12 protein-coding genes are annotated in these 13,265 nt (G+C 58.6%); 10 read left to right on the top strand and 2 right to left on the bottom strand.

Going from position 1 to position 13,265, the window contains the following annotated elements; translation table 11 throughout:
• Positions 1-10 precede the first annotated feature (10 nt).
• Complete coding sequence (locus tag AADJ11_RS11530; protein ID WP_341234664.1) at positions 11-949, bottom strand: EamA family transporter; 939 nt, start codon at positions 947-949, stop codon at positions 11-13.
• Positions 946-1,536, bottom strand: coding sequence for a TetR/AcrR family transcriptional regulator (locus AADJ11_RS11525; protein WP_341234663.1), 591 nt, complete (start codon positions 1,534-1,536; stop codon positions 946-948). Before AADJ11_RS11525 ends, AADJ11_RS11530 begins: the two co-directional genes overlap by 4 nt.
• Positions 1,537-1,892: 356 nt before the next feature.
• Here AADJ11_RS11525 and AADJ11_RS11520 point away from each other — a divergent pair, with 356 nt between their 5' ends.
• From AADJ11_RS11520 to AADJ11_RS11475, 10 genes are all read left to right on the top strand, one after another.
• Positions 1,893-4,187 (top strand): bifunctional salicylyl-CoA 5-hydroxylase/oxidoreductase, encoded by a 2,295-nt coding sequence (locus AADJ11_RS11520; RefSeq protein WP_341234662.1) that lies wholly within the window; start codon positions 1,893-1,895, stop codon positions 4,185-4,187.
• Complete coding sequence (locus AADJ11_RS11515; protein ID WP_341234661.1) at positions 4,187-4,906, top strand: SDR family NAD(P)-dependent oxidoreductase; 720 nt, start codon at positions 4,187-4,189, stop codon at positions 4,904-4,906. The genes AADJ11_RS11520 and AADJ11_RS11515 overlap by 1 nt, the downstream gene beginning before the upstream one ends.
• Complete coding sequence (locus AADJ11_RS11510) at positions 4,903-5,373, top strand: MarR family transcriptional regulator (RefSeq protein WP_341234660.1); 471 nt, start codon at positions 4,903-4,905, stop codon at positions 5,371-5,373. The genes AADJ11_RS11515 and AADJ11_RS11510 overlap by 4 nt, the downstream gene beginning before the upstream one ends.
• Positions 5,366-6,166 carry an enoyl-CoA hydratase family protein gene (locus tag AADJ11_RS11505; RefSeq protein ID WP_341235013.1) on the top strand — a complete coding sequence of 267 codons (801 nt, stop codon included), beginning with the start codon at positions 5,366-5,368 and terminating at the stop codon, positions 6,164-6,166. Before AADJ11_RS11510 ends, AADJ11_RS11505 begins: the two co-directional genes overlap by 8 nt.
• Positions 6,167-6,242: 76 nt before the next feature.
• Entirely contained in the window at positions 6,243-7,391 is a 1,149-nt protein-coding gene (locus AADJ11_RS11500; RefSeq protein WP_341234659.1) for an acyl-CoA dehydrogenase family protein, read from the top strand.
• A gap of 12 nt (positions 7,392-7,403) precedes the next feature.
• Entirely contained in the window at positions 7,404-9,020 is a 1,617-nt protein-coding gene (locus AADJ11_RS11495) for an AMP-binding protein (RefSeq protein ID WP_341234658.1), read from the top strand.
• Entirely contained in the window at positions 9,017-9,844 is an 828-nt protein-coding gene (locus AADJ11_RS11490) for a tryptophan 2,3-dioxygenase family protein (protein WP_341234657.1), read from the top strand. Before AADJ11_RS11495 ends, AADJ11_RS11490 begins: the two co-directional genes overlap by 4 nt.
• Entirely contained in the window at positions 9,845-11,035 is a 1,191-nt protein-coding gene (gene kynU, locus AADJ11_RS11485) for a kynureninase (RefSeq protein WP_341234656.1), read from the top strand.
• Between the two features lie 88 nt (positions 11,036-11,123).
• On the top strand, positions 11,124-12,263 hold the full coding sequence (locus tag AADJ11_RS11480; protein ID WP_341234655.1) for an ABC transporter substrate-binding protein: 1,140 nt from the start codon (positions 11,124-11,126) through the stop codon (positions 12,261-12,263).
• 84 nt (positions 12,264-12,347) lie between these two features.
• Positions 12,348-13,265 carry a branched-chain amino acid ABC transporter permease gene (locus AADJ11_RS11475; protein ID WP_341234654.1) on the top strand — a complete coding sequence of 306 codons (918 nt, stop codon included), beginning with the start codon at positions 12,348-12,350 and terminating at the stop codon, positions 13,263-13,265.

Below are 13,265 nucleotides of genomic sequence, written 5' to 3'. Positions count from 1 at the left end.
TCCCAAACTATCACGCCGCCAAAACCCTCCTGCGCGGCAAGGGTAGCGTCGTCCAGAGCAAACATGCGACGATCAGTGCGACGCCCAGCCATCCAAGCGCAGGCAGCGTTTCACCGACCACGTAAACGGCGAGGACGGCGGCGACCACCGGCTCGAACAGGGTGATGGTCGTGGCCATGCTGGCGGGCACGCGGGCAAGGCCTGCGCCAAAGGCGAGGTAGCCCAAAAACATTGGGACCAGTGCCATGTAAAGCCCGACCGCCAGATTGCCCGCGCTGTCCAGAAAGGATGCGCCGGTGATCAGCAGGACGGGCAAAAGCAGCAATCCGCCAAGGCCGAAGGTCGCGCCCATTGCCACGCGCGGCGGTAAATCGCGGCGCATCATCCGTTGGGCCGTCCACGAATACAGCGCATAGGTGCCCCCGGCCACAAGGCCGAGGAATGCGCCCAAGGGAATGTTGCTTGCCGTGCCATGGCCGCTCTCGGACAAGCTGAGCAATGCGATGCCGCTAAGGCCGATGGCAGCCCCAATGGCCCAGCGGACGGTCAGGCGGCGGCCATCGAGCGCGTATTCGATCAGCGCCGAAATCAGCGGCGCGGACCCGATTGAGATCACCGTGCCCACCGTCACACCCGCAAGGCGCATAGAGGCATAGAAAGCCAAGGGATAAATCGCCACAGAAACGGCCCCCACCATCAACGCCATCCGCTCGCGCCGCAGCGCTGCGCGATGGGTCCAGATGCCCTTGTATGCGATCAAAGCCTGAAGCGCGCCCCCAATCCCCATGGCGGCCGCGCCGATGGCAAGCGGGCTGACACCGGGGGCGAATGTAGCGGCTGTCCCGGTCGTGCCCCAAGCGATCGCTGCGAACAGGCAAAAGAGGGCACCGATCGTCTGCTGGGCTTGCGGGCTGGATGGGGCGGGGCCGTTGGACAGGGCGCGGGTCATAGACGCGCCAGCATGTCTTGGGCCATGGCACGGGCGCTGCGCAGGCGGTTTGCGTCGCCCTCAAGCCCGGCGCGGGTCATGGCCCCCTCAAGCAAAAAGGCCAGATGCGCCGCCAACGTTTCGGCGCGGGCTGTGTCATCGGGCAAAAGCTGCGCAAGCTCGGTGTGCAAAATTGCCTCCACCTGTTCTTTGTGACGGCGCACCGCTGTGCGGCCCACGTCATTAGCATCCAGTTCCGCCGCCGCGTTCAACAACCCGCAGCCGCGAAAACCGCGCTCATAGGCGAATGTGGCGTGGTCATCATAGGCGTCAAAAACGGCGAGGATTTTATCTTTGGGGTGATGCGCCGTGGCCTCGCGGGCTGCATAAAGGGCGAGCCATTCGTCATGGCGCTGATCGATATAAGCCGCCACCAGATCAGATTTGGAGGCGAAGTTATTATAAAGGCTTTGCTTTGCAACGCCCGCACGGGCGGTGATCGCGTCGATCCCTGTGGCGGCAATGCCATCATTGTAGAACAACACCGCCGCTGCGGTGAGTAACCGGTCACGGGCGCTGTTGCCTTGATGCTTGGGCTGTGGGGGCATTCTGGTCTCGCTATGAATAGGTAGACCGGTCTACCTACTTTCTTGAGGGTGTCAATGGGTGAGGGAAGGGTGCTGAGCTTTGCATCGATCTATGGCATTCGCTTTGGCGATCTGGCACGGGAGGTCAATGTGACGGTACAGTTGCGATTAATAAGGCGGTGAAAAGCGGTGAGGCGAAACAGAATAGCATCGATATTACTTGGCCCGTTTTAAAAGCGAAGTGACGGCTTTTTACGCGTCTAGCGGCCCACTTCGTTCTCCTTCGCTTAATTGCTTTAGGATTAAAATATCTATACTTGAAATAATAAACGACTCACTCTAGCGTCGTAGGTATTGGCGGGATGAGGAGTGGCGTTATGCGGGCGATATGTTTGGGCGGTGGGCCCGCGGGGCTGTATTTTGCCATCTCTCTCAAGCTGCGCCAGCCCGATGCGGATGTGACCGTTCTTGAACGCAACAAGCCCGATGATACCTTTGGGTGGGGCGTGGTTCTGTCCGATGAAACACTTGATAACCTTGAACAAAACGATTCCATCAGCGCGGCTGAAATCCGCAGCCATTTTGCCTATTGGGATGACATCGCACTGCATCACAAGGGGCAGGTGATCACGTCGTCGGGGCACGGGTTTTGCGGGATCGGGCGCAAGAAACTGCTGCTGATCTTGCAGGAACGCGCGCGTGCCCTTGGCATTAACCTTCAGTTCGAGACTGAGGTGAAATCAGCGTCAGCTTACATGGATGACTATGATCTGGTGGTGGCCTGCGACGGGTTGAATTCGAAAACCCGGCTAGAGTTTCAGGACACATTCAAGCCCGACATTGATGTGCGCCGTTGCCCGTTTGTCTGGATGGGCACGCATCAGAAATTCGATGATGCCTTTACCTTTATCTTTGAAAAAACCGACAAGGGCTGGGTGTGGGTGCACGCCTATCAGTTTGATCCCGACACGGCGACCTTCATCGTGGAGTGTTCGCAAAAAACCTATGACGCGTTCGGGTTTGGTGAGATGAGCCAGGAGGAAAGCATCGCTGTCTGCGAGGAGATTTTCAAAGATCACTTGGGCGGGCATAGGTTGATGACCAACGCGGGCCATATCCGTGGGTCGGCCTGGATCAAATTCCCTCGTGTGCTGTGCGAAAAATGGAGCCACGAGAACGTCGTTCTGCTGGGCGACGCCTCGGCCACGGCGCATTTTTCCATCGGGTCGGGGACCAAACTGGCGCTGGAATCCGCCATTTCGCTGGCCAAGCATGTGACCGATGATGCTGATTTGAAGACGGCGTTCGAGAAATACGAAGATGCGCGCCGGCTTGAGGTATTACGCCTGCAATCGGCGGCGCGCAATTCGGTTGAGTGGTTCGAAGATGTTGAACGCTACCTTGATCTTGATCCGGTGCAGTTGAACTACTCAATGCTGACCCGCAGCCAACGTATCAGCCATGAAAACCTGCGCGCGCGTGATCCGCAATGGTTGGGTGGGGCCGAGGCATGGTTTATGGAGCAAGCGGGCGCAGGCAGCAATCTGCCCGCGCGTGCGCCGATGTTCGCGCCGTTTCAGTTGCGCGATATGACGCTGGAAAACCGGATCGTTGTCTCGCCGATGGCTCAATATAAAGCCGTTGATGGCACACCCACCGACTGGCATTTGATCCACTATGGCGAACGTGCCAAGGGCGGGGCGGGGTTGGTCTATACCGAAATGACATGCGTTTCGGCCGAGGGGCGGATTACGCCGGGCTGTCCGGGACTTTATGCGCCAGAGCATGAGGCCGCGTGGAAGCGGTTGACGGATTTCGTGCACGCGGAAACACCTGCGAAAATCTGCTGCCAGATCGGTCATGCGGGTCGCAAGGGGTCCACGCAAGTTGGTTGGGAAACGATGGATGCGCGGTTGCCATCGGGCAATTGGCCGCTGCTGTCCGCCTCAGCAATTCCGTGGTCCGACCAAAACGCGACACCCAAGGCTATGACGCGCGCCGATATGGATGCGGTCAAGGCCGAGTTCGTGGCGTCGGCCGAGATGGCCGACCGCGCAGGGTTCGACATGATCGAACTGCACGCCGCCCATGGCTATCTGATCTCTTCCTTTATCTCTCCGCTGTCGAACACACGCGATGATGAATATGGCGGGTCGCTGGAAAACCGCATGCGCTATCCTTTGGAGGTCTTTGCCGCAATGCGCGCGGTCTGGCCTGACGCCAAGCCGATGGCGGTGCGTATTTCGGCCAATGACTGGGCGGGCGATGATGGCGTCACCCCTGAAGAAGCCGTTGAAATCGCTGCGATGTTTGACAAGGCCGGTGCCGATATTATCGACGTGTCCGCCGGGCAAACTTCGACCCAGGCGAAACCAGTCTATGGCCGTATGTTCCAAACGCCGTTCTCGGACCGGATCCGCAACGATGGCGGGATCAAGACGATGGCGGTGGGCAATATATTCGAGGCAGATCACGTGAATTCGATCCTTATGGCGGGGCGGGCCGATCTGGTGTGCCTTGCGCGCGCGCATTTGGCTGACCCCTATTGGACATTGCACGAGGGGGCCGCCATCGGCGACCGTCAGGCGGTCTGGCCGAAACCGTATGAGGCGGGGCGTGATCAGGCGTGGCGCAATGCCGACCGCGCCGCAGAAATGGAAGGGCGTGTTTGATGGTTAGAGTACTTGTGACAGGGGGCGGTTCGGGCATCGGGCGCGCAATCGCACGGCATTTTGCGCAGGACGGTGCCGATGTCACCATCGCGGGCCGCCGGATGGACGCGCTAGAGGAAACCAATGCGGGGCGCGGGATGACATGCCGCGCGTTGGATGTGACCAACGAGGTTTCGGTTCAGGCGCTGTTCGACGCGCCCTATGATATCGTAATCGCCAACGCGGGCGCTGGAAAACCGTCCAAATTGCGCGATATGACGCTGGCCGACTGGCAATCGACACTGGACGTGAACCTGACCGGTACATTCCTGACCTTCCGCGCCGCGCTGGCAGGGATGCAGGCAGGGGGGCGATTGATTGCCATCGCCTCGACCGCGGGGTTGCAGGGCGGGCCAAATATCTCGGCCTATGTAGCGGCCAAGCATGGGGTGCTGGGCTTGGTCCGTGCGCTTGCCAAGGAAGTCGCCCGTGACGGCATCACCTGCAACGCGGTTTGCCCCGGATTTGTGGATACCGATATGGGGCAAACGGCGGTCACCAATGTGATGACGCGCTTTGATATCCCGCGCGAAAAGGCGGAAAAGATGGTGGTCGGCGGCAACCCGATGCGGCGCATGATCACCACCGACGAAGTGGTGGCTGCTGTGGCATTCCTTGCCTCGCCCGGCGCGTCGATGGTTAATGGCCATGCGCTGTCGGTATCGGGCGGCGAGATATGACCACCGCGTCGAAAGACCGCCTGCGCCTCTGGCTGCGCCTGCTGGGCCTGACCCGTCACGTGGATGGGCACTTGCGCGATAAGCTGCGGGTGGAGTTCAAAACCACCTTGCCGCGTTTCGATGTGATGGCTGCCCTATCGCGCCACCCCGAAGGCCTGAAAATGAGCCAGCTGTCCGGCGTGCTGCGCGTGTCCAACGGCAATGTCACGGGTATCGCCGACCGGCTCGCCGAAGAGGGGCTGGTGGAGCGCGTACCCGTTCCCGGGGACCGCCGCGCCATGATCTTGCGGCTGACAGCGGCCGGGAACGCCGAATTCGCAGAGCAAGCCAGCGCCCATGAGGGGTGGATCAACGATATGCTGCACGGCATCAGCGCGGCAGATGCCCGCCAGATGGCCGCACAACTGATAGCAGTGGCTCAAGCCGCTGAAAATAAGGAAAAAATAGATGACCCAAGCCATGCGTAGCGACGTAAAGCACTTTCTTTGCAAGATCAAAGACGGCATTGCCACGGTGCGTTTGGACCGGCCTGACCGCAAGAACCCGCTGACCTTTGACAGCTATGCCGAGCTGCGCGACTGGTTCCGCGATCTGGTCTATGCAGATGACGTAGACGTGGTGATTTTCGGGTCAAACGGCGGGAATTTCAGCTCGGGCGGGGATGTGCATGACATCATCGGACCGCTGACCCGCATGAATATGAAAGAGCTGCTGCGCTTTACCCGCATGACCGGCGATCTGGTCAAGGCCATTGTGAACTGCGGCAAGCCGGTCATCGCGGCGGTGGACGGGATTTGTGTCGGCGCGGGTGCGATCATCGCGATGGCATCCGATTTGCGGCTGGCCACGCCCGAGGCTAAGACGGCGTTCTTGTTCACACGTGTTGGCCTCGCTGGGTGCGACATGGGGGCCTGCGCGATTTTACCCCGCGTAATCGGCCAAACCCGCGCCGCTGAGCTGCTGTACACGGGGCGGTCGATGTCGGCAGATGAGGGTGAACGCTGGGGATTTTTCAACCGTCTGGTCGATGGTGATACATTGGAAGCTGAAGCGCTGAAACTGGCGCAGCAAATCCAGTCAGGTCCGAATTTCGCCCACATGATGACCAAGACGATGCTGGCGCAGGAATGGTCCATGTCGATTGAACAAGCGATTGAGGCAGAGGCGCAGGCTCAGGCAATTTGCATGCAAACCGGTGATTTTGAACGCGCCTACAACGCCTTTGTCGCCAAGCAGCGGCCCGTGTTTGAGGGAAACTGAGCGATGGTGTTTGATGTGAGTACGGCAGCCTCCGGCGGGAGTTTACTTGGCAAAATGAACAAGAGGGCGGTGTTCAATGTCTGATCGCAGTTTTTTGGATTGGCCGTTCTTTGAGGATCGGCATCGGGCCTTGGCGGATGATTTGGACGCGTGGGCGGCCGGAGCGTTGGACGGGCTGGATCACAGTGATACGGATGCAACGTGCCGGTCGCTGGTGGCGATGTTGGGCGCCGGTGGTTGGTTGCAGTATTCGGGTGCGCAAGCAGGCGAGGCGTTGGACGTGCGCAGCTTGTGTCTGATCCGCGAAACTTTGGCGCGTCATGATGGGTTGGCCGATTTTTCCTTTGCAATGCAGGGGCTTGGGACGGGGGCCATCAGTCTGTTCGGCACGCCAGAGCAGCAAGCTGAGTGGCTGCCGAGGACGCGGTCGGGCGCGGCGATCTCTGCCTTTGCTTTGACCGAGCCGCAGTCTGGATCGGACGTTGCGAATTCCACCATGACAGCAGTTCGTGACGGTAATGACTATATTCTGAACGGCGAGAAAACCTGGATATCCAACGGTGGCATCGCGGATGTTTACACCTTGTTTGCCAGAACGGGCGAAGCGCCGGGTGCGCGTGGGTTGTCGGTGTTTATCTTGCCTGCGGGTTTGCCGGGGTTCGAGGTTGCCGAGCGGTTGCAGGTGATTGCGCCGCATCCCCTTGCGACCTTGCGGTTTACCGATTGCCGGGTACCAGCGTCTGCAATTTTGGGCGCGCCGGGGCAGGGGTTTGCCATTGCGATGTCGGTGCTGGATGTGTTCCGTTCGACAGTCGCGGCGGCGGCTTTGGGCTTTGCCCGTCGGGCCTTGGACGAGGCGCTGCAACGGGTCACTGCGCGTCAGGTACAGGGCAAACCGCTGGCGGATTTGCAGATGGTGCAGGGGCACATTGCGGATATGGCCGTGGATGTGGATGCATCGGCCTTGCTGATTTACCGCGCGGCATGGCTGAAAGATCAAGGCGCGCCGCGGGTCACCCGCGAGGCAGCGATGGCCAAGCTGTTTGCCACAGATCACGCGCAAATTGTGATCGATAAGGCCGTGCAGCTGTTCGGCGGCGACGGGGTGCGCCACGGTATGATGGTGGAAAGCCTGTACCGCGAAATCAGGGCGTTGCGCATTTATGAAGGCGCGTCCGACGTGCAGCGGGTCGTGATTGCGCGGCAAACCATTGGTGCGATGTAAGGGGATTTAGGTATGCAACCGTCAGGACATGTCGATAGCTTTTCACGGGATAACTTGCCGCCAACGGAAAGCTGGCCTGATCTTTTGTTGGATGGGTTCGAATATTCTGATCGGTTGAACGTTGCCGTAGAACTTACTGATAAGATGGTGGAAAAAGGGTTTGGAGATTACACGGCGCTGATTGGAAATGGCCGCAGGCGCAGCTATAAAGAGATGGCGGACTGGACCAACAAGCTGGCGCGCGCGATGGTCGAAAACCTAGGGGTGAAGCCCGGGAACCGCGTGTTGATCCGGTCGGCGAATAACCCCGCGATGGTCGCCTGTTGGCTGGCCGCGACCAAGGCGGGTGCCGTGGTGGTGAACACGATGCCGATGCTGCGCGCTGGTGAGTTAACGGCGATTGTCGACAAGGCCGAGATCAGCCATGCAATTTGCGACACGCGATTGATGGATGAAATGACGGCCTGTGCCAAAACCTCCCGGTTTTTGAAATCTGTGGTGGGGTTCGACGGGACCAGCAACCATGACGCCGAGCTTGACCGGCTTGCGTTGGAAAAACCGGTTCAGTTTCAATCGGTTGATACGGCTGTGGATGACGTTGCGCTGCTTGGCTTTACCTCGGGCACCACGGGCAGCCCCAAGGCCACGATGCATTTTCACCGCGATTTGCTGATCATCGCAGACGGCTATGCCCGCGAGGTTCTGAACGTCACGCCCGACGATGTTTTCGTCGGATCGCCGCCCTTGGCGTTTACTTTTGGCTTGGGCGGACTGGCGATATTCCCGTTGCGGTTTGGCGCAGCGGCCACCTTGCTGGAAACCGCGTCACCGCCAAACATGATTGAAATCATTGAGAAATACAAAGCGACCGTGTGTTTCACAGCGCCCACAGCATACCGTGCGATGCTGGTCGCGATGGACGACGGTGCGGACTTGTCCAGCCTGCGTGCTGCCGTGAGCGCGGGGGAAACCTTGCCCGCGCCCGTGTACCACGAGTGGCAGGAGAAAACCGGCAAGCCGATGCTGGACGGGATCGGCGCGACCGAGATGTTGCACATCTTTATTTCGAACCGCTTTGACGATCACCGCGCCGCCTGCACGGGCAAGCCTGTCACGGGCTATCGCGTCAGGGTGGTTGATGGCGAAGGCCGCGAATTGCCCCGTGGGGATGTGGGGCGTTTGGCAGTGCAGGGCCCGACAGGCTGCCGCTATCTGGCGGATGAGCGGCAAGCGGTTTATGTCAAAGACGGTTGGAACATCACCGGCGACAGCTTTAGCATGGACGACGATGGTTACCTGCATTTTGCCGCGCGCAACGACGATATGATTATCTCGTCCGGGTACAACATCGCAGGTCCCGAGGTCGAAGCCGCGCTGCTGGCGCACCCGTCTGTGCTGGAATGCGCGGTCGTGGGAAAGCCCGATGAACGCCGTGGATCAATCGTGCAGGCGCATATCGTTCTGATCGAAGGTGTGCCCAGAAATGATAGCACAATCAAAATGTTGCAAGACCATGTTAAACAGACCATTGCGCCATTCAAGTATCCGCGAGACATTCAGTTTATTGATGCTTTACCAAAAACCGCCACAGGCAAAATACAGCGTTTTGCGCTAAGGGAAAAACAGTGACTACTTTTGACGAAGCCTCTGAAGGGGCGAAAATGGATTTTGCCAAGGACATGTCCTATGGCGATTATTTGGGGCTTGATGCGATCCTGTCGTCGCAACACCCGCTGAGTGAGGCCCATGACGAGATGCTGTTTATCGTGCAGCATCAGACGTCAGAGCTGTGGATGCGATTGGCCATTCACGAGCTGCAAGCCGCGCGGCAGGTGATGCTGACGGATGATCTGGCCTCGGCGTTCAAGATGCTGTCGCGGGTGGCGCGGATTTTTGAACAGCTTAACAGCGCTTGGGATGTGCTGCGCACCATGACCCCTAGTGAATACACAGCATTTCGCCCGTCTTTGGGGAATTCCAGCGGGTTCCAGTCGCATCAATACCGGCTGGTCGAATATCTGCTGGGCAATCGCAATGGCGCGTTGATGCAGGTCCATAAACACAAGCCAGAGGCATTGAAGGCGCTGCAAGACGAACTGGCGCTCCCCAGTCTGTATCAGGTTGCGATTAGCCATCTGTGCAAGGGGTTCGGGCATGACAACCTGGCAGGGGAGCCGGGCAAAACCAATTGGGACGCACAACCTCAGGTGCAGGACCTGTGGCAGAAAGTCTACGAAGACCCGTCGAAATATTGGGCATTGTACGAGCTGGCGGAAAAGCTGGTTGATCTCGAAGATTACTTTCGCCGCTGGCGCTTTAACCACGTGACGACCGTCGAGCGGATCATCGGGTTCAAGCGCGGCACGGGCGGCACAAACGGCGTGGCTTACCTGCGCAAAATGCTTGAAGTCGAACTTTTCCCGGAACTCTGGCACGTGAGAGGAGTCCTGTAAGTGGCTTATATTTTGAATAAAGAGGCGTTCTTTCTGCCCGAAGGTGTGATTTATCTTGATGGTAATTCGCTGGGCCCATTGCCGCGTGCGGTGCCTGCGCGGGTGCAGGCGATGATGGCGGATGAATGGGGCGAAATGCTGATCCGGGGCTGGAACAAGGCCGATTGGATGGCGCAACCCAGCCGTGTGGGCAATATGGTCGCCCGCATTATCGGCGCGCCTGACGGGTCGGTTGTGATGGGCGATACCCTGTCGATCAAGGTTTTTCAGGCGCTGTCATCGGGGCTGAAACTGCGCAAAGATCGTCGTGTAATCCTTAGTGATAATGGGAATTTTCCATCTGACCTTTATATGGCCGAAGGGCTGGTAAAGCTGCTGGAGCAGGGATACGAGCTGCGCACTGTGGCCCCCGAAGAGGTCATGGATGCGATCAGCGAAGACATCGCCGTGGTTATGCTGACCGAGGTCGATTACCGCACAGGCCGGAAGCACGACATGAAAACGGTGACGGAATTGGCCCATGCCAAGGGGTCCGTTATGGTCTGGGATCTGGCGCATTCCGCTGGCGCGCTGCCCGTGGATATGACTGCGTCAAATGCCGAATTCGCTGTGGGCTGTACCTATAAATACCTTAACGGGGGCCCGGGCGCGCCGGGCTTTATCTATGTTCGCCCTGATCTGGCGGACACGGTTGAACCTGCGCTGGCGGGGTGGCTGGGACACCGCCAACCATTTGAATTTGATCTCAACTATGCGCCTGGAAACGGTATTGAACGGATGCGGGTGGGCACGCCCCCGGTGATCCAGCTGACCGCGCTTGAGGTCGCGATGGAATTGTGGGCCGATGTGGATATGAACGATCTGCGTGACGCGTCCATCGCATTGCAAGAGCAATTCATCGAAGAAATTGAACGCGATGTGCCCGCGCTGACGTTGGCCAGCCCGCGCGATGCGGCGGTACGCGGCTCGCAAGTGTCGTGGCGATTTGAACATGGCTATGCCGCGATGCAGGCGGTGATTGATCGCGGCGTGATCGGTGATTTCCGTGCGCCCGACATCATGCGCTTTGGCTTTACGCCGCTGTATATCGACAGCGCCGATGTATCTGCTGCGGTCAAGATTATCGCTGACGTAATGAACAATAATCTTTGGGATACCGATGCTTACAAGGTGAAATCACGGGTCACATAAGGCGCTGCTTGACCGACCCGACACAAACGTCACTGTAGAATTATCAAACGGGCCCAAAAAAGAGGCCCACACACCAAGGGAGACTACAATGAAACTAAGAACACTAATTGCTGCGGCCTCGATCGCGGCGCTTGGCGCGGGCATGGCTTATGCCGATGGCGGCAAGGTTAAGGTCGGCATGATCACCACGCTGTCTGGTGGCGGTGCCGGTCTTGGCATCGACATGCGCGACGGCTTTGTGCTGGCGGCCAAGGGTAACGAAAATCTGGAACTGGTGATCGAAGATGACCAGCGCAAACCGGATGTTGCGGTGCAATTGACCGACAAGCTGATCCAGTCCGAAAAGGTCGATGTTTTGACCGGTATCATCTGGTCCAACCTTGCCATGGCCGTGGTGCCCGCCGCTACCGCACAGGGCAAATTCTATCTGTCCCCGAACGCCGGTCCGTCTGCATTGGCAGGCAAGGGGTGCAGCCCGCTATATTTTAACGTTGCTTGGCAAAATGACGCCTTTTATGAGGCAGGCGGTCTGTGGGCCAGCGAGAATGGCATCGAAAAAGTGTTCCTGATGGCCCCGAACTATCCAGCGGGCACAGATGGCATGACCGGCTTCAAACGCACCTTTAACGGAGAGGTCGTGGGCGAGGTTTACACCAAATTGGGCCAAACCGACTATGCGGCAGAAATTGCACAAATCCGCGCATCGGACGCCGATACGGTCTATTTCTTCCTGCCAGGCGGCATGGGAATTTCATTTATGAAACAATTTGCCGGTTCCGGGGTCGATAAAAATGTGATGGGTCCAGCGTTCAGCTTTGACCAAGGGATCTTGGGCGCAATCGGCGATGCCGCACTGGGCGTCAAGAACACATCGCACTGGTCCAAGGACATCGACAACGCCGCGAACAAGAAATTCGTCGCGGACTTCCAAGCCGAGTATGGCCGCCTGCCATCGCTCTATGCGGCGCAAGGATATGACACCGCGCTATTGTTGCTTAGCGCAATGGGCAAGGCGGATGTCGCAGATGCAGCCGCGTTCCAAGCCGCATTGGAAGAGGCCGATTTTGCATCGGTACGGGGTGATTTCGCATTCGCGCCGAACCACCACCCGATCCAAGACATCTACATGCGCGAGGTCGTCAAAGAGGGTGATGTCGTGACAAACAAGATCGTCGGCGTGGCATCACGCGGTCACCAAGACGTCTATGGTGCTGACTGCAAAATGTAACCTCATGCGCTGCGCCGGTGGTCACTGGCGCAGCGTGTTCAGGCAGGTTGACACCTGCAAGACCTACCTAAGGAACGCCCCCTTATGTCGATGATATTACTGATCGAACAGGTCTTGAACGGGCTTCAGTTCGGTGTGATGCTATTCCTGATGGCTGCCGGTTTGACGCTAATCTTTGGCGTGATGGGCCTGATCAATCTGGCCCATGGGTCGCTCTATATGGTCGGTGCCTTTGCTGCCGCAGCGGTTGCGGGATGGACGGGGTCTTTTGCCTTGGCGCTGGTCGCTGCACTGGCGGCATCCGCGGCTGCTGGCGCGCTGGTTGAATTGCTGGTGATCCGCCGGTTGTATGACCGCGATCATTTGGACCAAGTGCTTGCCACCTTTGCGCTTATTCTCATTTTCTCCGAAGGGACGCGTTGGCTGTTTGGCTCGTTCCCGCTGTTTTTGGACGTCCCCGCTACGCTGGCTGGCCCGATCATGCTGCCCGGTGGCATTTTATATCCGCTCTATCGCTTGGTGATAATCGGCGTTGGTCTGCTGGTCGCTGCCGGGGTTTTCTGGCTGATCGCGAAAACGCGCATTGGTATCCAGATCCGCGCGGGCGAGGCGGACCGCGAGATGATCGCCGCCTTGGGCATTGATATATCAAAGCTTTATACGATGGTCTTTGCCCTTGGTGCGGCCCTTGCTGGGCTTGCTGGCGCGCTGGTGGGGGCGATCCAATCGGTGCAGGTCGGCATGGGCGAGCCGGTTTTGATCCTTGCCTTTGTGGTGATCGTGATCGGCGGCATCGGATCGATCAAGGGGGCGTTGGTCGGGTCGATCCTTGTGGGGCTTACCGACACATTGGGCGGCGTGTTGCTGCCCCCGCTTTTCGGGACATTCATGCAGGCGTCTTCGGCCAATTCGGTCGGGTCAGCGGTCGCATCGATGTCGATCTATATCTTGATGGTCGGGGTGTTGCTGTTCAAACCCTCCGGCCTGTTTGGAGGGAAGTAA

The sequence above is a fragment of the uncultured Sulfitobacter sp. genome (assembly GCF_964021855.1).
Lineage (GTDB): Bacteria > Pseudomonadota > Alphaproteobacteria > Rhodobacterales > Rhodobacteraceae > Sulfitobacter.
Note: the sequence above shows the minus strand (reverse complement) of the source record. Positions and strands in the feature narration are given on the sequence as shown.